Below are 20,110 nucleotides of genomic sequence, written 5' to 3'. Positions count from 1 at the left end.
TCTGAATTGCGCCGGGCCGGCTCGTTGGCGAAGGCGGGAATTACGTCGATTGGTCGGCGGCTATCAACTGATCCGATTTGAAGCCGGCATGCTGGGGGGTCCACACGTCGCCGTCTTTGTTGAACCAGTGGCACAGATACATGCCGGAAGCGGCGCCGTCGCTGACCGTCATCTTCGGGCCTCCCGACCTCAGCTTGACGACGTCTCCGGTCTTGAAAGTGTTGGGCATTTGGACCTCCCATGCTGACACCCGACATTTCATACCAAAACGGGGGGCCCGACAATGGCATATGGGTCTTCTGGGCTACTGTCTTATGCGGCAACGCGGAGACATCGCTGACGCGCCATCGGGGCGAACCGGGCAACCCCCCAACAGGTCAGTCCACCTCGATCACACGCCTGGCCGGCTTCCCAGTCGGCTCCCGTCGGCGCGCAGGCGGGGCCTTGTCCGCCAATGCCTCCTGCTGCAGTCTCTGCTCCCTCAGGCGGGTTGTCTTGGCGTCCCTTGCGTGACGCTCGGCATCCAGCACCAGCCTCGCCTCGCGGTCCGCTCTTGCCAGCTTTTCCTTGTCGACACGCCTTGGCAATTCAAAACCTCCTGTCATGGAACTGTCGGCAGGAAATGTGCAACCCAAGTGTCTGTTCCAAAAAAATAGAAATGCGCGGTCCATCATTTGTTATTGAGATTTGAAAATCCCGGATTGCTCGCTTTCGCGAGTTTTCCAAGCCCGGAGCAAGTCGCGACTTGCCTCGCGGGTCTTCGGCCAGATCTGCACCGCTCCCGAGTTGTTGTCGATCGACGGGCAGATCCTTGCATCCATGGCAAACGCAAACGGCCGGGGATTCGGGCCTCTTCCGCGCGTCAAGGCAGCTTCGACCATCGGTTTGAAAAACTGGTGCCGCTTAGGTGACTCGAACACCTGACCCCATCATTACGAATGATGTGCTCTACCAACTGAGCTAAAGCGGCCCGGGAGGCCAAGGCCTCCAAGATGGGCAGGGTGATAGACTCAACCGGCCGCGAATTCAAGATGCGACTTGGCAAATCATGCAAGAGCCGCGCCCCGATCGAAACCGGCGTTCTGGCGTCCCTGCATGCCCGGAATCGCCGACATGTTCCGATTTTGTTTGCCGGAACATCGTGAAAATAGACTTTGGACGGTCTGTCGAGGCAGAATGCGGCTGCCCGCCCGTTGATTGATTGGTCGCCTGCGGCTAACCATCATGAAAGCTTGGGACAATTTGCAGAGGGATCTCGCTTGGACGCGATCGAAAAAGCGATCCGGAACGCCCTGGAAAAGGGCAATGCCGAGGACCGTGCGTTCCGCGAGAGGGTCTATCGTTCGGCCTTCGCCGCGCTCGACCGCGCGCTCCAGGCCAATCCCGGCGTGACCGTGGAAGTCGCCATCAAGCGCCGCAAGGCAATCCAGGCAAAAATCACCGAAATCGAATCCGAGTACCTGCCGGCGGTGCCCGGTGTTGCCCCGCAGATCGACGCGCCGGCGGTCGAGGCCGCGGCCGGCGCGGCGCCCGCGGTCGAGGCGGGCCCAAGGGCGTCATCGCCCGCTGTGACCGTCGACGGTCCCGGGCAGCCCGCTTCCGACGCACCGCGTTCGCGCGTGCTGCCGGTGGTTCCCGACATCATGCCGGATGCGACCCTGCCCGGTGCGCCAGCCATCGACATGTCGGTTCCAGCCTCTTCCGGTGCCGCCACGGAAGTCGCGCCCGATCGCGATGAGCGGCGCATTCGAGGCCGGCGGCTGCCGCTGACCGCCATTTTCTTCACGGTGACGCTGCTCGCGGCGATTGGCATCGGACTGTACTTTGCCATGCAAACCGGTGTGTTCAAGACCGCCGCGCAGCTCAATACCGCGCCGCCGGAAGCGCCGCCGACCGTCGAGGACGACGATTTCACCCCGGCCGATGGCGCCAACGCGCCGGCAAAGCCCGGTGCCGCGGACCTGTCGCGCGACTGGATCAATGTGTTTTCACCGTCCGACCCGACGCATGTCGCCGCTCCGTCCGACGCCAAGGCCGAGGTGATGAAGGACGACAGCGGGCCGTTCCTGCGCATCCAGTCCGGCGCCTCCGGCTCGGCGATCGCCTTCGATGTCGGACAGGGCGTGCTGGAAAAACTCGCCGGCAAGCACGCCGTGTTCGACATCATCGCCCGGGCCGAGGACGGCAAGGACACGCAGATATCCGTCGACTGCAATTTTGGCGAACTCGGCGATTGCGGCCGCAAGCGTTACGCGGTCGGCCAGCAGAAGAACGAATATCTGTTCGACGTGAAGTTTCCCGACAAGCATCCGGGCTCGGCCGGAACCATCGCCATCAATTCCGATTTCGACAAGCAGGGCAAGGCGGTCGACGTCTACGAGATCCGTGTCTCGGTCGAACCCTGAACTGAATTCGTTGCGACTGACACATTGACGGTCCCTAGCGGTCGAGCAGCGCCTGCAGGGTTTCTATGCGATCGGCCTCGTTGGCCGGCTTGTCCCAGCGCAATCGTGAAATCCTGGGGAAACGCATGGCCACACCCGATTTGTGCCGGGTCGAACGATTGAGTCCCTCGAAGGCGACTTCCAGCACCAGGCCATTGTCGCGGTCGGCGCGCACCGAGCGCACCGGTCCAAAACGCTCGACGGTGTTGTCACGGACATATTTGTCGATCTGCTTCAGCTCTTCATCGGTGAATCCGAAATAGGCCTTGCCGACCGGCACGAGTTCCTCCTCGCCCTCGGCTCCGGACCAGACGCCGAACGTGTAGTCGGAATAGAAGCTCGAGCGCTTGCCGTGGCCCCGTTGGGCATACATCAGCACCGCGTCCACCGTGTGCGGATCGCGCTTCCATTTGAACCATGGACCCTTCGGCCGGCCGGCGACATAGGGCGAATCCCAGCGCTTCAGCATCACGCCTTCGATGATCGGATGCGGCGGCGCGCGGCGCAGGTCCTCGAGCGACTGCCAGTCCCTGAACGCGACGAAGGGGGAAAGATCGAAGCGGCTCGGGTCGAGCGTCCCGATGAAGGCTTCGAGCCGGCCGCGTCGCTCGCGGAAGGACAGTCCGCGCAGATCCTCGGCACCGATTTGAAGCACGTCGTAACAGCGCATGAAGGCTGGATATTGCTGCTGCATCTTCGGCGTCACCGTCTTGCGGTTCAGCCGCTGCTGCAGGTCCGAGAAGGTTCCCGTCGCTTCTCGCGGATCGCCGACAAGCAATTCGCCATCGAGCGCGGCGGAAAAATGCATGGCGTCGGCGAGGTCTGGAAAGGCCCCTGAGACATCATCGCCGGTGCGCGAATAGAGCCGGCGGATGCCGCCTTCGGCCACCGCCTGGACGCGGATCCCGTCCCATTTCCACTCCGCCGCGTAGTCGGCGGGATCGAGCTTTTCGAGGTCGCCGTCACCGACCGGGTTCGACAGCATGACCGGGCGAAACAGCGCCATCACGGTGCTGCGCGGTTTCTCGTCCTTGCCTTCCAGCCAGGCGAACAGCGCCGTGTAGGGCGGCGATAGCCCATGCCAGAGCTCCTCGATCTCGGCGACGTCGACCTTGCCGAAATCGGCCAGCGCCTGCTTGGCCAGCCGCGCCGAGACGCCGATGCGCAGGCCGCCGGTGACCAGCTTGATGATGGCAAAGCGTGCCGAGATACCGGCGCTGTCGAGCAGCCCCGTCAGCACCTTCGGTCCATCGGAGCGGCTTGCCGCCTGCAGCTTGGCCACCACCTCGCCAAGCGTCGGCTCGCGGTTGGCGATCCTGCCAGGCGTTTGCGGCCAGACCAGCGACACCGTCTCGGCGAGGTCGCCGACATAATCGTAGGAATAGCCGAACAGCACCGGGTCCATGCGTTCGGTGACCAGCGTGCGCAGCATGGCCGGCTTGACCGCGGCAATCCTGAGATCGCCGGTGATGGCCGCCAGCGCCAGGCCGCGATCGGGATCCTCGACGCTGCGGAAATAGTCGGTCAAAAGGGTCAGCTTGCCGTTGCGCGACGGCGTCAGCACCAGGCGGTCGAGAAGCTCGGCGAAGCGGTTCATGCCGTCAATCGCCCTCATCCTCATAGCCCACCAGATGCAGCGGGCGGGCGGCGATGCCTTCCAGTTCGCACCAGCGCACCAGTGCTTCCTCGCGGCCGTGCGTGACCCAGACTTCGGCGGCGCCGGTCTCCTTGATGGTGGCGGTGAGTTCGTCCCAGTCGGCATGGTCCGAGATGATCAGCGGCAGTTCGACGCCGCCTTGCTTGGCGCGCTGGCGGATGCGCATCCAGCCCGACGCGAAGCACGAGATCGGATCGGGAAAGCGCCGCGCCCAGCGGTCGGCGAAGGCCGATGGCGGGCCGACCACGATGGCGCCGGCGAAATCTTGCTTGGCCCCGCTCTCCACCGTCGCCGGCTCGAGATCGCCGAGATCGATGCCCTGGCTCTGGTAATACGCGCTGAGCCTGGCCAGCGCGCCATGGATGTAGAGCGGCTTGTCGTAACCGGCGTCGCGCAACAGCCGCATCACGCGTTGCGCCTTGCCCAGCGCGTAAGCCCCGACCAGGTGCGAGCGCTCCGGGAATTGCGCCGCCGATTTCAGCAGCCGGGCGATCTCTTCCGTGTCTGGCGGATGGCGAAACACCGGCAGGCCGAAAGTCGCCTCGGTGATGAAGATGTCGCAGCGGATCGGCTCGAAGGGCGCGCAGGTCGCATCCTTCTGCCGCTTGTAGTCGCCGGAGGCGACGATGCGCCTGCCCAGGTGCTCGACCGATATCTGCGCCGAACCCAGCACATGGCCGGCCGGATGAAAGCGGACATCGACGCCGTTGAGAGCAATCGTCTCGCCGAGCCTGGCTGCCTGCGTCGTCCCCGCGAAATCCTCGCCGTAGCGAAGTCCCATGATGTCGAGCGTCTGCTGTGTCGCAAGCACCGAGCCGTGGCCGGAACGCGCATGGTCGGAATGGCCGTGCGTGATCAGCGCCCGGTTCACCGGCCGCACCGGATCGATGAAGAAATCGCCCGGCGGGCAGTAGAGGCCTTCGGGCCGGGGATGAAGCAGGTCGCTGGCGCGCATGATGCCAAGATAGGATATAATTCCGCCGCGGGAAGCCTGTTGGCCGAGACTGCTGACTCCCGGACAAAGCCTGTCCAATTCGGTTCAGCTTCGGCATTCCTTGCTCTACAGATATGGGCGGCCGGCTCCCTGCAGGTGGAAACCATCATCATGAAACCGCTTCAGACCTCGTCGGGCGACCCGAACGCCGATCGCCGTGCGGACTATGCCGAAATGCTCGTTGCCTCCGGCGATCATGCCGCTGCCGCCGAGTTGCTGCTCGGCGGGCTGGAACTGGCGCCGCAATGGGCAATGGGCTGGTTTCGCCTGGGCGAGATGCAGGAGGCATCAGGCAGGCTCGACCTGGCGGCGCAGGCCTGGAGGACGGCGTTGAAACTGGATCCGGCCGATCGTCAGGGCGCGGCTCTCAAATTGCAGCTGATCGGCAAAGGTCCGGTCTTTATGGCGCCGCCCAGCGCCTTTGTCGAAACGCTGTTCGACCATTATGCAGAGACCTTCGAGGCGATGCTGGTCGGCAAACTCGACTACCGGCTGCCCGAGGTGCTCGACGCGGCCATCCGCAAGGCAAGGCCGGGCCGCTTCCGCCTGGCGCTCGACCTGGGTTGCGGCACTGGGCTGGTGGGCGAGAAGCTGAGGCCGATCGTCGACCGGCTGGAGGGGATCGACATCTCGGCAAGGATGCTGAAGAAGGCGCGGGCAAAAGGCATCTACGACGCGTTGACGAAAGCGGATTTGCAGGATTTTTCCTATTCAGGCGACAAGGCCGATCTGGTGACGTCAGCCGACGTGCTGATCTACATCGGCGGCCTCGAAGGGCTCGTGGAAACGGTCGCCGGCCTGCTCGCCGAGGGTGGCCTGTTTGCCTTTTCAGTCGAGAGCCTGGCGGAAGGCGGTGGCGAGTTCGCGCTACAGCCCTCCCGGCGTTACGCCCATTCGGATGGCTATGTCGTACGGAGCCTCGAGGCCACCGGCCTCTCGGTCCTCGCGCTGGAGCCGACAACCATCCGCTGGATCGCCGCGAGCCTGTCAAAGGCCTGGCCGTCGTGGCATGGAAAGCCGGTCCCCTGTGAGGGCAACTCTTTGCGCTGCTGCGAAAAAGTCCGATTTGCGTGCGCGACTGATATTTGCGATCTGGTCGCATCAGGGCGGTATATCAGGAGGAGCACTTCGATGCGCTGGAACGTGATGATTTTGGCGTCTTGCCTCGTAACCACCGGCTGCGTGGGCAATTCAGCGTCCGAGCGGCAGGATGCCAACGTCGAGTCCTCGCTGCAATATGACAGCGTGCCATGCGATCAGTTGCTGACGCAGCGCAACGGATTGGCGCAGCAATATAATCTCCCCACGACCGCCAAGCCGACCTTTTCCAATCCCGCCATGGGTTTTGGCCCGTTCACGCCCGACATGCGTTCCAAGGCTCGGCGCGACAGCGACAAGGCGTCAGGCGAAATCGATGCCATGAACCGGTCGATCGATCGCCGCGACTGCGGCAAACCGGACAAGCAGAAGAAGTTCGCGCTGCCTGGCTGATGCGTGTTGCCCAAATGAAGCTCTCGGACCTCGGCGACCGCATCTGTATCCTGGGCCCGTCGAACAGCGGCAAGTCGACGCTTGCCGACGCGATCGCGCGCAAGCGTGGCCTGACACCCATTCATCTTGATCTGCTCTTTCACCTGCCCAACACGGATTGGCTGCAGCGTCCGAGGGACGAATTCATTGCCTTGCATGACGCAGCGATCGCCGGCGAACGGTGGGTGATGGACGGAAATTACTCGGTTTGCATGCCGCAACGCTTCCAGCGCGCGACCGGATTGATCCTGCTGGATATTTCCACCCCGGCAAGTCTGCTGCGCTATTTCAGGCGTACCTTGTTCGAGAAGGAGAGACGCGGAGCCTTGGAGGGTGGGCGCGACAGCATCAAATGGGACATGATCCACCACATTGCCGTGACCACGCCGAAAAACCGCTCGAGATACCGGGTGACGTTCGAGCAGGTCAACCTGCCGAAGCTGCAACTGTCGTCCGCCAATGCGATCAAGAAATGTTTTCAGGACTGGGATTTGGCCAGGTGACGAGGACGTCTGGCTAGAGCAATTCCAGGAAACGTGCGTAGCGGTTTTCCGTCCGGAATTGCGTAAAAACAAAGAATTAGAGCGGGTCGGCGATTCCATAAAACGCTGAACCGCTCTAGTATCCTGCCTTGCGGTCCACCAGATTGTCGAGCCTTTCGCCGCGTTCGAAAGCGTCCATCTGGCGCAGCATGAGCGGCGCCAGATGGGCTGGATCGGAAGTCGCCGCGGCATGCGGCGTCACGAACACCTTCGGGTGGTTCCACAACGGGCTGGTCTTCGGCAGTGGTTCCACCTCGAACACGTCGAGGCTCGCCTCCTTCAGCATGCCGTCATCCAGCGCGCGCACGATGTCGGCGTCCTTCTGCAGGCGGCCGCGTCCGGCATTGATCAGCACCGAGCCGCCGAGGCCGTTGCGTTTCCTCAATTCCTTCAGCACGCCGTAGTTGACGATGCCTTGCGTGTCCGGCGTCAGCGGCAAAAGCACGACCAGAATATCGGTGGCGTTGAGGAACGGGATCAGCCCGGCCTCGCCGCTATACGTCGCCACCCCTTCCATTGGCCGGTCCGTGCGCGACCAGCCATTGACCGCAAAGCCCAGCGACAGCAGCGCCGAGGCTGCCGCGCGGCCGAGACTGCCAAGTCCCATGATGCCGACGGAAATGTCACCGGCCGGCCTCTGCTGCGGCTCGTGCCAGATCTTCTTTGGCTGCTGCGACCGGTAGAGCAGGCCCTGGCGATGGTGATCGAGCACCCGCCAGACGACGTACTCGGTCATGTACTGGGTGAGGTTGTCGGCGACGACCTTGACAATCGGCACGTCGGGCAGGCCGGGATCGGCGAAGATATGGTCGACGCCGGCGCCGATCGAGAAGATGGCGCGCAGATTGGGCAGCGACGACATCAAATTCGGCTTCTGCTTCCACACCACCGCATAGGTGATCGAGGGATCCTCGGCTCCATCCGGTTCCAGCACCACCTCGCGTTCGGCCGACAGCAGGTCGCGCCAGCGCTGCGGATGAAAGCCGGTGACGGCAAGCAGGATGCGGCCTTTTTCCATCGCGGTTCGTTCAGTCCTTCCTTGTGCGGATCACTCGCTGACCACGCCTGTCGGCGCTGTCTCGATCTTGAAAGCGGCCGAGATCAGAGCCCGAGTATAGTCGGTTTGCGGATTTCCAAAAATCTGTTCGGAAGGGCCGGCTTCGACGATCTGGCCGTTGCGCATGACGATGACGTCATTGGCCAGCGCCCGGATGACCTTGAGGTCGTGGCTGATGAAAAGATAGGCGAGGTCGTGCTTGGCCTGCAAATTGCGCAGGAGATCGACGACCTGTGCCTGCACGCTCATGTCGAGCGCCGATGTCGGCTCGTCCAGCATGACGAAGCGCGGGTTGAGCACCATGGCGCGGGCGATGGCGACACGTTGGCGCTGGCCGCCGGAAAACTCGTGCGGATAGCGGTTGCGGGTCGCCGGATCGAGCCCGACTTCCTTCAGCACGGCGGCCACCTTGTCGTCGCGCTCGTCGGGCGACAGCTTTGGCTCGTGGATCTTAAGCCCTTCCTCGATGATCTCGGCGATCGACATGCGCGGGCTGAGCGAGCCGAACGGATCCTGGAAGACGATCTGCAATTCGCGCCTGAGCGGTCGCATGGCGTTGAAGGTGAGCTGGTTGATGTCTCGGCCGTTGAACTGGATCGTCCCGGTCGACGAGATCATGCGCGCCAGTGCCAGGCCGAGCGTCGTCTTGCCCGAACCGGATTCGCCGACCACGCCCAGCGTCTGGCCGGCGCGCACGGTGATGTCGATGCCGTCGACCGCCTTCACATGATCGATCGTGCGCCGGAAGAACCCCTGCTTGATCGGAAACCAGACCTTGATGTCCTTGCCGGTCATGACAGGCTTGGCGTCGGCATTGGCGGCCGGCGGCTTGCCTTTCGGCTCGGCGGCCAGAAGATGGCGCGTATAGGGGTGCTGAGGGTTGGCGAAGATGTCCTTGGTCGGTCCGGTCTCGACGATCTTGCCCTTGGTCATCACGCAGACCCGGTCGGCGATCTTGCGCACGATGCCGAGGTCATGGGTGATGAACAGCATCGACATGCCCTTGCGGCTTTTGAGGCCCGCGAGCAGTTCGAGGATCTGTGCCTGCACCGTGACGTCGAGCGCGGTCGTCGGCTCGTCCGCGATTAACAGTTCCGGCTCGTTGGCGAGCGCCATGGCGATCATGACGCGCTGGCGCTGGCCGCCGGACAGCTGATGCGGATAGGCGTCCAGACGCTTCTGCGGATCGCGGATGCCGACCTCGTTGAGCAGGGCCAACGTGCGCGCCTTGGCCGGACGGTCGCCCATCCCTTGATGCAGCTTCAGGATTTCGACGATCTGGTGCTCGATCGTGTGCAACGGATTGAGCGAGGTCATCGGCTCCTGGAAGATCATGGTGATCTTGTTGCCGCGCACCTGGCGCAATTGCTTCTCGCTCATGGCGAGCAGGTCGGCACCCTGAAACAGGATCTTGCCTGAGGGGTGGCTGGCGCTGGGATAGGGCAGCAGCTTCAGCACCGACAGCGCCGAGACCGATTTGCCGGAGCCGGATTCGCCGACCAGCGCCACCGTCTCGCCCCTGGCGATGTCGAACGAAATGTGGTCGACGGCGACTGACTGGCCGCCGCCCTGGCTGAAGGCGACGCTGAGGTCCTGCACGCTGAGCAAGGGAGCATCGCTCATTTGAACGTCTTGCGCGGATCGAAGGCGTCGCGCGTCGCCTCGCCGACAAATACCAGCAGCGACAGCATCAGCGAGATGACGACGAAGCCGGAAATGCCGAGCCAAGGCGCGTTGAGATTGCGCTGCGCCTGCTTGAGCAGTTCACCGAGCGAGGCGGAGCCGGGCGGCAGGCCGAAGCCGAGATAGTCTAGCGAGGTCAGCGTCGAGATCGAGCCGCTCAGCAAAAAGGGCAGGAAGGTCAATGTCGCCACCATGGCGTTGGGCAGCAGATGCCGGAACATGATGGTGCGGTTGGGCACGCCGAGCGCGCGCGCCGCGTTGACATATTCGAAGTTGCGGGCGCGCAGGAACTCCGCCCGCACCACCCCGACCAGCGCCACCCAGGAAAACAGCAGCATCAGGCCGAGCAGGATGAAGAAGCCCGGCGGCAGGATGGCGGCGACGATGAGCAGCAGATAGAGCACGGGAATGGCCGACCAGATCTCGATGAAGCGCTGGAACAGGAGATCGGTCCAGCCGCCGAAATAGCCCTGCAAGGCACCGGCGCCGACGCCGATCAGCGCCGAACCCGCGGTCAGGATCAGGCCGAACAGCACCGAAATGCGGAAGCCGTAAATGACGCGCGCCAGCACGTCGCGCGCCTGGTCGTCGGTGCCGAACCAGTTCCAGTTGCCGACATTGCAGGCCGGGTCATCGGCTCCTCGTGGATATTGGTTGCAGCGCGTCTTGGCGTCATATTCCCATGATGGCTTGGCCGGCGCTGCTTCCGGAATGGCGTTATTGACGGTCTGGTAGGAATAGCGGATCGGCGGCCAGATCATCCAGCCATGGGCGTTGATCTCGTCCTGGATGACCGGGTCGCGGTAATCGGTGACGGCATAGAAGCCGCCGAATTTTTCCTCGGGGTAAGCGACCATCACCGGGAAAAGGATCTCGCCCTTGTAGGAAGCGATGATCGGCTTGTCGTTGGCGATGAATTCGGCAAACAGCGACAGCACGAACAGGACGAGGAAAATCCACAGCGACCAGTAGCCGCGGCGGTTGGCTTTGAAATTCTGCAGGCGGCGCTTGTTGAGCGGCGACAGGAACGGCCGTGGGAGCCGCTCCGGCAAGACACCGGCGGTCACGCTTGCCTCCGACATCAGATGTCTCTCCGCTCGAAATCGATGCGCGGATCGACCCAGGTGTACATCAGGTCGGACAGGAGCCCGACGAAGAGGCCAAGCAGCGAGAAGATATAAAGGTTGGCGAACACTACGGGATAGTCGCGCTCGACCACCGACCGGAAGCCGAGCAGGCCGAGCCCGTCGAGCGAAAAGATGTTCTCGATCAGCAGCGATCCCGTGAAGAAGGCCGAGATGAAGGCACCCGGGAAGCCGGCGATGACGATCAGCATGGCGTTGCGGAAAACGTGCCCATAAAGCACCTGCCGTTCCGACAGGCCCTTGGCGCGCGCCGTCACCACATACTGCTTGCGGATTTCCTCCAGGAAGGAGTTCTTGGTCAAAAGCGTGGTCGTTGCGAAGGCCGACAACACCAGCGCCGTCAGCGGCAGCGTCATGTGCCAGAAATAATCGACGATCTTGGCCGGCCACGACAATTGGTCCCAATTGTCCGAGACGATGCCGCGCAACGGGAACCAGTCCCAGAACGAGCCTCCGGCGAACAGCACCATCAAAAGGATGCCGAACAGGAAGCCTGGAATGGCATAGCCGACGATGACGACCCCACTGGTCCAGACGTCGAAGGGCGTGCCGTCCTTCACCGCCTTGCGAATGCCGAGCGGGATCGAGATCAGATAGGACAACAAGGTGATCCAGAGCCCGATCGAAATCGATACGGGCATCTTTTCCAGGATCAGGTCGAGCACCGAGATGTCGCGGAAATAGCTGTTGCCGAAATCGAACCTGGCATAATTCCACAGCATCATGCCGAAGCGCTCGAGCGGCGGCTTGTCGAAACCGAACTGCTTCTCCAGCTTCTTGATGAATTCCGGATCGAGGCCCTGGGCGCCGCGATATTTCGAGCTGACATCGCCGGCGACGTCGAAATTGGAGCCGCCTGCATCGCCGCCGCCACCGCCGAGGCGGTCGCTGCCGCCCTGGTTGGTCAGCTTGGCGATGACCTGCTCGACCGGCCCGCCAGGCGCGAACTGGATGACGGCGAACGATATCGCCATGATGCCGAACAGGGTCGGGATCATCAAAAGGATGCGGCGCAGTATATAGGCGCCCATCAGGTGTCATCCTCCTTGAGGAGAGTCACCGCGCCTTGCGGCACCCGCAAGGCAATCGCTCCGGGCCAAATGTCGACGCGGGCGCCGCCCCTCATTGTCCTGCCGGACATTTCTCCCCGTATAGTGACGGGGAGAAAGGGGCTGGCCGCAGTCTCGGCGTTCTTAATGCGACTCTCGTAGTTGGCGAAACCGTTGGTGAGAGCGCCCCTCTCCCCGTCGCTATACGGGGAGAGGATGCCGGCAGGCAGGTGAGGGGCAGCGCCAACACCCCCAAGGAATTCAGCCTTTGCCAATTTTTGCCGCCTTGCCTTTATCGAACCACCACAGCGTCTCGACCGGAAAGCCGTAATCGGGCTTTTGCTCGGGAAAGCCGAACATGTCCCAATAGGCAACGCGATGATTCGCCAGGAACCAACTAGGAATCCAATCGCATCGCGCACGCAAGACCCGGTCGAGCGCCCGCATCGCCACGGTCAGGTTTTCACGGTCCTTTGCCGCGCCCACGGCATTGATCAGCGTGTCGACAGCGGGATCGGAGATACCCGGCAAGTTGCGGGAGCCGGAGACGCCGGCGGTGCTCGAATGGAAGAAGACTTCGAGATCATCCCGAGTCGGCGTCGCGCTGAACGAAAAGGCAGCAGACAAGAGGTCGAAGTCGAAACTCGCCTGCCTGGACTGGTATTGCGCCGAATCCACCAACCGTATCGTGGCGTCGATGCCGATCGCCTTCATGTTGGCGACCCAGGGCGAATAGACCTGGACGAAGGTGTCGTCATCGACCATGAACTCGGCTGAAAGCCGGCCTCCCTTGTCGTTAACGACAAAGTCGCTTGATCGCTTCCACCCGGCGGCGGACAGAAGTTTTGCCGCTTGGCCAAGCAGCTTGCGGTCGCGACCGGAGCCGTCGGATGCGGGCTGGGTCACTGCCTCGCCGAAGACCTCTGCCGGCAACTGGCTTCGCAGCGGCTCCAGCAGAGCCAGTTCTTGCGGCGACGGTGTCCCTTCGGCGCGAAAGTCCGATTTCTCGAAGCAGGATTGCGAACGCTCGTACGAGCCGTAGAAGAAGTTGCGGCGCGTCCACTCGAAATCGAAACATAGCGCGAGCGCCCGCCTCACCCTAGGGTCGCGAAACTGCTCTCGCCGCTGATTGACCGCGGTGGCCTGCATCGAGGGTCGCTTTTCGGCCGGGAATTCATGCTTGGCCACTTTGCCCGCGGTCATTGCAGGGAAGTCATAGGCGGTGGCCCAAACGCGTGACACGAATTCCTCGCGATAAGTGATCTCACCTTTCTTGAAGGCTTCGAATCCGGCGTTGCGGTTCTGGTAGAACTCGATGCGGATACGATCGAAATTGTTCTGTCCGCGATTGAACGCGAGGTCACGACCCCAATAGTCCGCCACCCGATCGTACTCGATCCATGCGCCGGCCGAGAAACGCCCGACCTTGTAGGCGCCGGACCCGAGCGGCGGGTTCAATTGCGAGGAATCGAAGGGATTTGCCGTGTAGAAGGCCTTGGACAGGATCGGGAATTCCACCACGTTGAGCACGGTCCGGGCGGATTGCTTGCCGGAAAAAGTAAGCCGCAGTGTGCGGTCATCGACGGCAACGGCATCGATCATGTGCGTCAGCGACAGCGATAGGTCGGGATGGCCCTTCTCCTTGTAGAGCTTGAGGGTGAAGGCAGCATCCTGCGCCGTCAGCGGCGTGCCGTCATGGAAACGCGTCTCGGGTCGAAGCGAGAAGGTGAAGCCATTGCGGTCGTCGGAGAGCGTCACGCCATCCGCGATCTGGCCATATACCGCGTCGGGTTCATCGAGCGCCCGCACCATCAGCGCGTCGAAACACATCTCCATGCGTGGCGGCGCATCGCCCTTGTTGGCGAAGGAGTTCAGCGTGTTGAAAGTCTGCGTATCCTGGTTGTAACCCCAATTCGGCGGCGAGAAATTGAAGATGCCGCCCTTGGGCGCATCGACTTTGACATAGTCGAAATGCGGGAAATCAGGCTTGTATTTGAGGTCGCCGAAGGCGGAAAGGCCGTGCAGCTTGGTGCCGGTCGCAACGTTTGCAAAGGCTTTGCCCGGCATCAGCGCTGCTGCAGCGGCAGCGCCACCCAAAGCCAGGAAATCGCGGCGGGGCAGGGCCGCCATCAATTGCCGCCCCATCAATTGCCGCCCTTGTATTTGGCCGCCAGCGTTTTTTCCTTGTCCGGGTCGATCCACCATGAATCGATGTCGGCGCCGACATAGGCAGGCTGTTTGTCGGGGAACTTGAACTTGTTCCAATAGGCCAGCCATACCGCTGAACGGTAATATTGCGGCACGACGTAGAAGTTCCACAGCAGGATGCGGTCGAGTGCGTGGGTGGCGGCGACGAGATCATCGCGATCGGTGGCGAAGATGATGCGATCGACAAGCGCGTCGACGACTGGATCCTTGATACCCATCAGGTTGCGCGAACCAGGCGCATCGGCGGCCTTGGAACTCCAGAAATCGCGCTGCTCGTTGCCGGGCGACTCCGACTGGCCGAACAGACCCGTCACGACATCGAAATCGAAATTGTTGACGCGGTTGATATACTGCGTCTGGTCGATGATACGCAGGGTAGCGTCGACGCCGATCTTGCGCAGGTTGGCGATGTAGGGGCTGGCGATCACCTGGTCTGTGTCGTTCCAGCCGAGGATCTCGAACTTGAACGGTGCGCCTGTCTTGGCGTTGAGCATCTTGCCGCCCTTGATGATCCATCCGGCCTTGGCGAAGAGATCGACGGCCTGCTTCAGATACTTTCGTTCCGCTTGCGGCGAGTCGTAGACGGGCAGCTTGAACTCCTGAGAGAAGAGTTCTGGCGGCAGCTTGTCGCGATACTTTTCCAGGATTTCCAGTTCCTTGCCCTGCGGCAATCCGCTGGACGCCAGTTCGGTACCTTGGAAATAGCTCGATGTGCGTGTGTTGAAGCCGAAGAACAAGGTGCGATTCATGCTCTCGAAATCGAAGGGTATGGTCAATGCCTCGCGGACCAGTCGGTCCTGGAACAGCGGCCGCCTCTGATTTAGCACAAAGCCCTGCATCGGCTGCGGCGACCGGGTCTGGAAGTCCTTCTTGATGACGTCGCCAGCCTGAATGGCCGGGAAATTATAGGCTGTAGCCCATTTGCGGGAGCTGTATTCGCGGTTGATGTCTTCCAGCCCACCCTTGGTGAAGGCAAGCCAGGCGGCATTGTCGTCGAGAATGTAGGTGTATCGGCGCGTGTTGAAATTCTCGCGGCCGATCTTCACCGGCAGCTTGGCCGCCCAGTAGTCGGGCACGCGCTGCCAGACGATCTCCGAGCCCGGCTTGAAGCTGGCGATCTTGTAGGCAGCCGAACCGAGCGGAATTTCCAGCGTCGGCCTGGTGACGTCGCGCTTCTTGCCATTGGCGTCCGTGCCTTCCCACCAATGCTTCGGCAGCACGGCGAGATCCCCAAGGATCTTCGGCAGTTCGCGGTTGCCCTTCTGGTTGAAATGGAACTCGACCTCGCGGTCGGAGATCGCCACCGCATCGGTGACGTTCTCGAAATAACGGCTGTATTGCGGGCTGTTCGCCTTCAGCATCTGGAACGACCAGATCACGTCGTCGACGGTGATCGGCTGATCGTCATGCCATTTGGCGCGGGGGTCGAGCCGGTAAGTCGCCGAGGAATAGTCGGCCGGGAATTTGTAGGCGTCGGCGATCAGAGGATGGCTGACGCTGCCCTCATCGGTCGCCTGCTCCATCAGCGTGTCATAGAGCAGGCCGCCGCCGAAGCCGACCAGGCCGGCGGCCGGCGAACCCTGCACGATATAGGGATTGAAGCTGTCGAAAGTGCCCAGCACCACCGAATTCAGCGTGCCGCCTTTGGGCGCGTTCGGATTGACGTAATCATAGTGCTGGAAGTTGTCGCCATATTTGGATTCGCCGATCAGCGATGATGTCGTGCGCCACTCGTCGGCCAGGGCCGCCTGCAACCCCGCGGCCAGCAGGGCCGCCGCCAGCAATGATTTGAGAAGCACCCGGCCAAGCGTCATCCACTGTCCTCTTCGCGATGCGTGCCATCATCCAGAAAGGCAATCTAGATGATTTGTCGCGCGTGAAAACCGCCATGCGCGGCTTTGTCGCCGCATATGCGATTTTCCTAACGAAAAAGCCGGGCTGAACCCGGCTTTTTCAAGGTCGTCGAGACGATATTTGGGTTATTGAGCAGGCGCCGGTGCTGGGGCGGCCGGAGCTGGTGCGGCGGGAGCCGCAGGTGCCGCCGGCTTGGCGGGAGCAGCCCCTTCGGCCGGCTTGGCCGGTGCGGCACCTTCAGCCGGCTTGGCCGGCGCCGTCGCGTCGGCGGCAGCGCCCGGCGCGGGCAGCGGCTTGGGATTGTCCGACAGCGTGCGCAGATAGGCGATGACGTTGGCGCGGTCCTCTTCCTTGGGCAGGCCGGCGAAGCCCATCGCCGTGCCTTTCACGAATTTCTTCGGCGAGGTGATGAAGTGGTTGATGTTGTCGTAGGTCCACTTCTCGGCGCCGCCCTTGGAAAACTCCTTCATGCCGGCCGAATAGGCGAAGCCCTCATGCGCGGCGACGGGGCGGTCGATGAGATCCCACAAATCCGGGCCGACCTTGTTGGGGCCGCCCTTCTCGCCGGAGTGGCAGGCCTGGCATTTCTTGAAGATGGCGGCGCCCTGTTCGACACTTGCGCTGGCCAGAAGATCTGCGATCGGCTTTTCGGCTGCTGCCGGCCCGGCGGGGCCGCCCTCGGCGGGCTCGGCGGCCTCGATGGCGAAGCCGGGCTTTTCCGGAGCGGGCGAGGCAAACAGCGCGTCCGACACGATGCCGACCGAGAAGACCACGAAAATGGTTCCGAGCAATCCGGCGAGCAGCTTGTTGACTTCGTTGGAATCCATACGCCCCTTGCTCCCTTTTCCGGCGGACCGATCCGTCCACTCCGTCCGTCGGTATCGAGACCTGCCCTCCAGAGCCGGTCAAATCGGGCGGAAACTAGGTCTTTTGCTCCGGCGTTGCAACACCTATAAGGGCGCTTCCAGTGAGACCTTTTGCCACTTTCCCCTCCTCGTTTCGAACGCCTTGCCAGACCGATGTCAACCTTGATCCTGATCCCCGCCCGCATGGCCTCGACCCGGCTCCCGGGCAAGCCGCTGGCCGACATATCCGGCGCCCCGATGATCGTCCACGTAGCGCGCCGCGCCGCCGAGGCCGGGCTTGGTCGTGTGGTGGTGGCGACCGACACGCAAAGCGTGGCCGAAGCGGTGCGGGCGCATGGTTTCGAGGCGGTGATGACGCGCTTGGATCATGAGTCGGGTTCGGATCGCATCCACGAGGCACTGTTGGCACTCGATCCCCGGGGCGAAGTCGAAACGATCGTCAATGTGCAGGGCGACCTGCCGACCATCGATCCCGGCATCATCGCCGCTTCGCTCAGGCCGTTCGACGACCCCTTGGTGGATATCGCCACGCTCGGCGTCGAGATCGTCCGCGAGGGGGAAAAGACCAATCCTAACGTCGTCAAGATCGTCGGGTCGCCGCTCGCCGGCACGCGGTTGCGGGCGCTTTACTTCACCCGCGCCACGGCACCCTGGGGTGAGGGGCCGCTCTATCACCACGTCGGCCTATACGCCTATCGACGCGCGGCACTCGAGCGTTTCGTCGCGCTGAAGCCGTCGCCGCTTGAGCGCCGCGAGCGGCTGGAGCAGCTGCGGGCCCTGGAAGCCGGCATGCGCATCGACGCCGAGATCGTGCAGTCGCTGCCGCTTGGTGTCGACACCCCTGAAGACCTGGACCGTGCCAGGCAAATCCTTTCCAACTGAGATATCAGCATGCCTGAAAAGACCAATAGAATATCCTTCCAGGGCGAGCCCGGCGCCAATTCCGACACCGCCAGCCGCAACGTCTATCCCTCTATGGAGCCGTTGCCGTGCCCGACCTTCGAGGACGCGTTCAATGCCGTGGAGACCGGCAAGGCCGATCTTGCCATGATCCCGATCGAGAACACCATCGCCGGGCGCGTCGCCGACATCCACCACCTTCTGCCGGAATCGAAGCTGCACATCGTCGGCGAATATTTCCTGCCGATCCATTTCCAGCTGATGGTGCTGCCGGGCGTCAGGCGCGACGAGATCAAGACCGTGCACACCCACATCCACGCCCTCGGCCAATGCCGCAAATACATCCGCAAGAACGGGTGGAAGGGAGTGGTCGCCGGCGACACGGCGGGCGCCGCCAAGATGGTCTCCGAGGTCAAGGACCGCACCATGGCCGCGCTGTCGCCGGCGTTGGCAGCAGCGCTCTACGGGCTCGACATCATCGAGGAAAATGTCGAGGACACCGACAGCAACGTCACTCGCTTCGTCGTCCTGACCAAGAGCAAGCAATGGGCCGAGCGTCCGTCACCCGACGTCAAGATGATGACGACCTTCATCTTTCGCGTCCGCAACGTGCCGGCCGCGCTCTACAAGGCCATGGGCGGCTTCGCCACCAACGGCATCAACATGACCAAGCTGGAAAGCTACCAGCTTGGCGCCTTCACGGCGACGCTGTTCTACGCCGACATCGAGGGCCACCCCGACGATCCGCTGGTCAAGCTGGCGCTCGACGAACTGCGGTTCTTTTCGCGCGAAGTGCGGATCCTCGGCGTCTATCCAGCGAGCGAGTCACGCGAGCAGTGGAAGGTGGCGGATTGAGCTACCAGCCCAACGGCACGTAATCGATCTCCATGAAGGCCTCGACCTCCGGCACCCAGCGGTCGCGCACGAAGGCGACATGGTCGGGATGGTCGTTGTACCTAGTGTAGGCGGCCTGGTCGGCGAACTCCATCGAGAAGCCGAACTGATAGTCGTTCTTCGGGCTGACCTGCCGCAATTGCTCGAAATGCGTGACGCCCCGGATCGCCGACAGGATTTTCCTGGCGTCGACGAGGAACCGCTTTTCGTCCAGCGAATGCGGTGGGTGCTTCAGCGTGAAGACGACGGTGTGACGGATCATTTGTCTCTCCTGCAATGACTTCGATATTCGTTATTCGCTGTCGACCCAGGCGCGGATGAGGTGGTGCGCAATGGCGCCTTTCGGCGGCGTGACCAGATTGTCGGGATGCGTTCGGTCCAGCATCAGGCGCACCTCGTCGCGCAAAAACCAGCGGCAGTCCTCCAGTTCGTTGAGATCGGCCTGGATGTCCTCGTTGAGCGGCTCGCCGAAGCATCCGATCATCAGCGAATAGGGGAACGGCCAGGGCTGGCTGGCGTGGTAGACGACGCGGCCGAGCCGGATGCCCGCCTCCTCCAGCGTTTCGCGGCGCACCGCCGCCTCGATCGTCTCGCCCGGCTCGATGAAGCCGGCAAGCGCCGAATACATGCCCGGCGCGAAATGCCGGCCGCGCCCGAGCAGGCATTTCTCCCGCGTCGTGGTCAGCATGATCGCTACCGGGTCGGTGCGCGGAAAATGCTCGGTGCCACAATTGGGGCAATGCCGTTTGTAGCCGCCGGCCCGCATCTGCGATTGCGTGCCGCATTTGCTGCAGAAGCGGTGACTGGCGTGCCAGGCAAGCAGGGCGGCGCCCTGCGCCATCGCGCCGGCGGCGGCCTCGTCGATCAGCCCTTGCATATAGACCGAGCGGTAATCGATCGCCTTAATGGTTTCAGGCAGCTGTTCGGCATCGACGCCCGCCAGCACCGCCAGCACCGGCCCCTGTTCGGAAAAGCCGAGCAGCACGCCCTGGTCGACCGAAGGGCTGAAGGGCTCGCTTTCGGCGATGCCGAACCATGGGTCGAGGCGGCCGCCCTCGCCGGGCTTCAGCAGGAGCCTGCCGCCATTCATCAACAGCAGCCGCGTCGTCGGGTCGGCCAGCGCCTTGTCGACCGAATCGTCGGCGCGGTTCTCGGATTGCCGGTCGATCGTGTTGCCGGCAAAGCCGACGAACTGGCTCGGCTCGCGCACGGGCGCGTCAAACAGGCGGAAGGTCATGTGGACTCTGGTGTTGGGGATGGACATGCTTGGGATGGACACGGCAAGGC

18 protein-coding genes, 1 tRNA gene and 1 pseudogene are annotated in these 20,110 nt (G+C 62.7%); 6 read left to right on the top strand and 14 right to left on the bottom strand.

The window, feature by feature from the left end; all coding sequences use genetic code 11:
- Nucleotides 1-40: 40 nt before the first annotated feature.
- The 3 genes from FJW04_RS11140 to FJW04_RS11130 all read right to left on the bottom strand — a co-directional run bounded on the left by FJW04_RS11140 (nucleotide 41) and on the right by FJW04_RS11130 (nucleotide 970).
- Entirely contained in the window at nucleotides 41-229 is a 189-nt protein-coding gene (locus FJW04_RS11140) for a DUF2158 domain-containing protein (protein ID WP_015314066.1), read from the bottom strand.
- A gap of 148 nt (nucleotides 230-377) precedes the next feature.
- Nucleotides 378-587, bottom strand: a complete 210-nt coding sequence (locus tag FJW04_RS11135) for a hypothetical protein (RefSeq protein ID WP_015314065.1) — start codon at nucleotides 585-587, stop codon at nucleotides 378-380.
- 307 nt (nucleotides 588-894) lie between these two features.
- Nucleotides 895-970: transfer RNA gene (locus FJW04_RS11130), tRNA-Thr, on the bottom strand.
- A 289-nt stretch (nucleotides 971-1,259) separates the two neighbouring features.
- Here FJW04_RS11130 and FJW04_RS11125 point away from each other — a divergent pair.
- Nucleotides 1,260-2,405: a hypothetical protein gene (locus FJW04_RS11125; protein ID WP_140714097.1), complete on the top strand. Its 1,146-nt coding sequence runs from the start codon at nucleotides 1,260-1,262 to the stop codon at nucleotides 2,403-2,405.
- A 34-nt stretch (nucleotides 2,406-2,439) separates the two neighbouring features.
- Here the strand turns inward: FJW04_RS11125 and FJW04_RS11120 are convergent, their stop codons facing one another.
- Both FJW04_RS11120 and FJW04_RS11115 read right to left on the bottom strand, forming a co-directional pair.
- Nucleotides 2,440-4,041, bottom strand: coding sequence for a cisplatin damage response ATP-dependent DNA ligase (locus FJW04_RS11120; RefSeq protein WP_140660890.1), 1,602 nt, complete (start codon nucleotides 4,039-4,041; stop codon nucleotides 2,440-2,442).
- 4 nt (nucleotides 4,042-4,045) lie between these two features.
- Nucleotides 4,046-5,056: a ligase-associated DNA damage response exonuclease gene (locus FJW04_RS11115; protein WP_140714095.1), complete on the bottom strand. Its 1,011-nt coding sequence runs from the start codon at nucleotides 5,054-5,056 to the stop codon at nucleotides 4,046-4,048.
- Between the two features lie 150 nt (nucleotides 5,057-5,206).
- Here FJW04_RS11115 and FJW04_RS11110 point away from each other — a divergent pair.
- The 3 genes and pseudogenes from FJW04_RS11110 to FJW04_RS11100 all read left to right on the top strand — a co-directional run bounded on the left by FJW04_RS11110 (nucleotide 5,207) and on the right by FJW04_RS11100 (nucleotide 7,128).
- Nucleotides 5,207-6,126: pseudogene (locus FJW04_RS11110) on the top strand (methyltransferase domain-containing protein).
- A gap of 100 nt (nucleotides 6,127-6,226) precedes the next feature.
- Nucleotides 6,227-6,586, top strand: a complete 360-nt coding sequence (locus FJW04_RS11105; RefSeq protein WP_140714093.1) for a hypothetical protein — start codon at nucleotides 6,227-6,229, stop codon at nucleotides 6,584-6,586.
- A gap of 14 nt (nucleotides 6,587-6,600) precedes the next feature.
- The gene (locus FJW04_RS11100; RefSeq protein ID WP_140614811.1) at nucleotides 6,601-7,128 is read left to right on the top strand and encodes an AAA family ATPase; all 528 of its coding nucleotides are present in this window, start codon (nucleotides 6,601-6,603) and stop codon (nucleotides 7,126-7,128) included.
- Between the two features lie 115 nt (nucleotides 7,129-7,243).
- On the opposite strand, the gene FJW04_RS11095 is transcribed toward FJW04_RS11100, so the two are convergent.
- The 7 genes from FJW04_RS11095 to FJW04_RS11060 form a co-directional block, all read right to left on the bottom strand.
- Nucleotides 7,244-8,185 carry a glyoxylate/hydroxypyruvate reductase A gene (locus FJW04_RS11095; protein ID WP_140714091.1) on the bottom strand — a complete coding sequence of 314 codons (942 nt, stop codon included), beginning with the start codon at nucleotides 8,183-8,185 and terminating at the stop codon, nucleotides 7,244-7,246.
- A gap of 30 nt (nucleotides 8,186-8,215) precedes the next feature.
- Nucleotides 8,216-9,847: an ABC transporter ATP-binding protein gene (locus FJW04_RS11090; RefSeq protein ID WP_140714089.1), complete on the bottom strand. Its 1,632-nt coding sequence runs from the start codon at nucleotides 9,845-9,847 to the stop codon at nucleotides 8,216-8,218.
- Nucleotides 9,844-10,989 carry an ABC transporter permease gene (locus FJW04_RS11085; protein WP_015314056.1) on the bottom strand — a complete coding sequence of 382 codons (1,146 nt, stop codon included), beginning with the start codon at nucleotides 10,987-10,989 and terminating at the stop codon, nucleotides 9,844-9,846. The genes FJW04_RS11090 and FJW04_RS11085 overlap by 4 nt, the downstream gene beginning before the upstream one ends.
- Nucleotides 10,989-12,083 (bottom strand): microcin C ABC transporter permease YejB, encoded by a 1,095-nt coding sequence (locus FJW04_RS11080; RefSeq protein ID WP_015314055.1) that lies wholly within the window; start codon nucleotides 12,081-12,083, stop codon nucleotides 10,989-10,991. Before FJW04_RS11080 ends, FJW04_RS11085 begins: the two co-directional genes overlap by 1 nt.
- 279 nt (nucleotides 12,084-12,362) lie before the next feature.
- Nucleotides 12,363-14,231: an extracellular solute-binding protein gene (locus FJW04_RS11070; protein ID WP_140714087.1), complete on the bottom strand. Its 1,869-nt coding sequence runs from the start codon at nucleotides 14,229-14,231 to the stop codon at nucleotides 12,363-12,365.
- 14 nt (nucleotides 14,232-14,245) lie between these two features.
- The gene (locus tag FJW04_RS11065; protein WP_140614807.1) at nucleotides 14,246-16,123 is read right to left on the bottom strand and encodes an extracellular solute-binding protein; all 1,878 of its coding nucleotides are present in this window, start codon (nucleotides 16,121-16,123) and stop codon (nucleotides 14,246-14,248) included.
- A gap of 165 nt (nucleotides 16,124-16,288) precedes the next feature.
- Complete coding sequence (locus FJW04_RS11060) at nucleotides 16,289-16,990, bottom strand: cytochrome c family protein (RefSeq protein WP_140660620.1); 702 nt, start codon at nucleotides 16,988-16,990, stop codon at nucleotides 16,289-16,291.
- A gap of 192 nt (nucleotides 16,991-17,182) precedes the next feature.
- Here FJW04_RS11060 and FJW04_RS11055 point away from each other — a divergent pair, with 192 nt between their 5' ends.
- Both FJW04_RS11055 and FJW04_RS11050 read left to right on the top strand, forming a co-directional pair.
- Nucleotides 17,183-17,911 (top strand): 3-deoxy-manno-octulosonate cytidylyltransferase, encoded by a 729-nt coding sequence (locus FJW04_RS11055; protein ID WP_140714085.1) that lies wholly within the window; start codon nucleotides 17,183-17,185, stop codon nucleotides 17,909-17,911.
- Nucleotides 17,912-17,920: 9 nt separating this feature from the next.
- Nucleotides 17,921-18,784: a prephenate dehydratase gene (locus FJW04_RS11050; RefSeq protein WP_140714083.1), complete on the top strand. Its 864-nt coding sequence runs from the start codon at nucleotides 17,921-17,923 to the stop codon at nucleotides 18,782-18,784.
- A gap of 1 nt (nucleotide 18,785) precedes the next feature.
- On the opposite strand, the gene FJW04_RS11045 is transcribed toward FJW04_RS11050, so the two are convergent.
- Nucleotides 18,786-19,085 carry a Dabb family protein gene (locus FJW04_RS11045; protein WP_140714081.1) on the bottom strand — a complete coding sequence of 100 codons (300 nt, stop codon included), beginning with the start codon at nucleotides 19,083-19,085 and terminating at the stop codon, nucleotides 18,786-18,788.
- A gap of 30 nt (nucleotides 19,086-19,115) precedes the next feature.
- Nucleotides 19,116-20,060 carry an NAD(+) diphosphatase gene (gene nudC, locus FJW04_RS11040; RefSeq protein ID WP_140714078.1) on the bottom strand — a complete coding sequence of 315 codons (945 nt, stop codon included), beginning with the start codon at nucleotides 20,058-20,060 and terminating at the stop codon, nucleotides 19,116-19,118.
- Nucleotides 20,061-20,110 lie beyond the last annotated feature (50 nt).

Source organism: Mesorhizobium sp. B2-7-3 (genome assembly GCF_006440715.1).
GTDB classification, from domain to species: domain Bacteria; phylum Pseudomonadota; class Alphaproteobacteria; order Rhizobiales; family Rhizobiaceae; genus Mesorhizobium; species Mesorhizobium australicum.
This window is presented reverse-complemented; position numbering and strand designations above follow the sequence as displayed.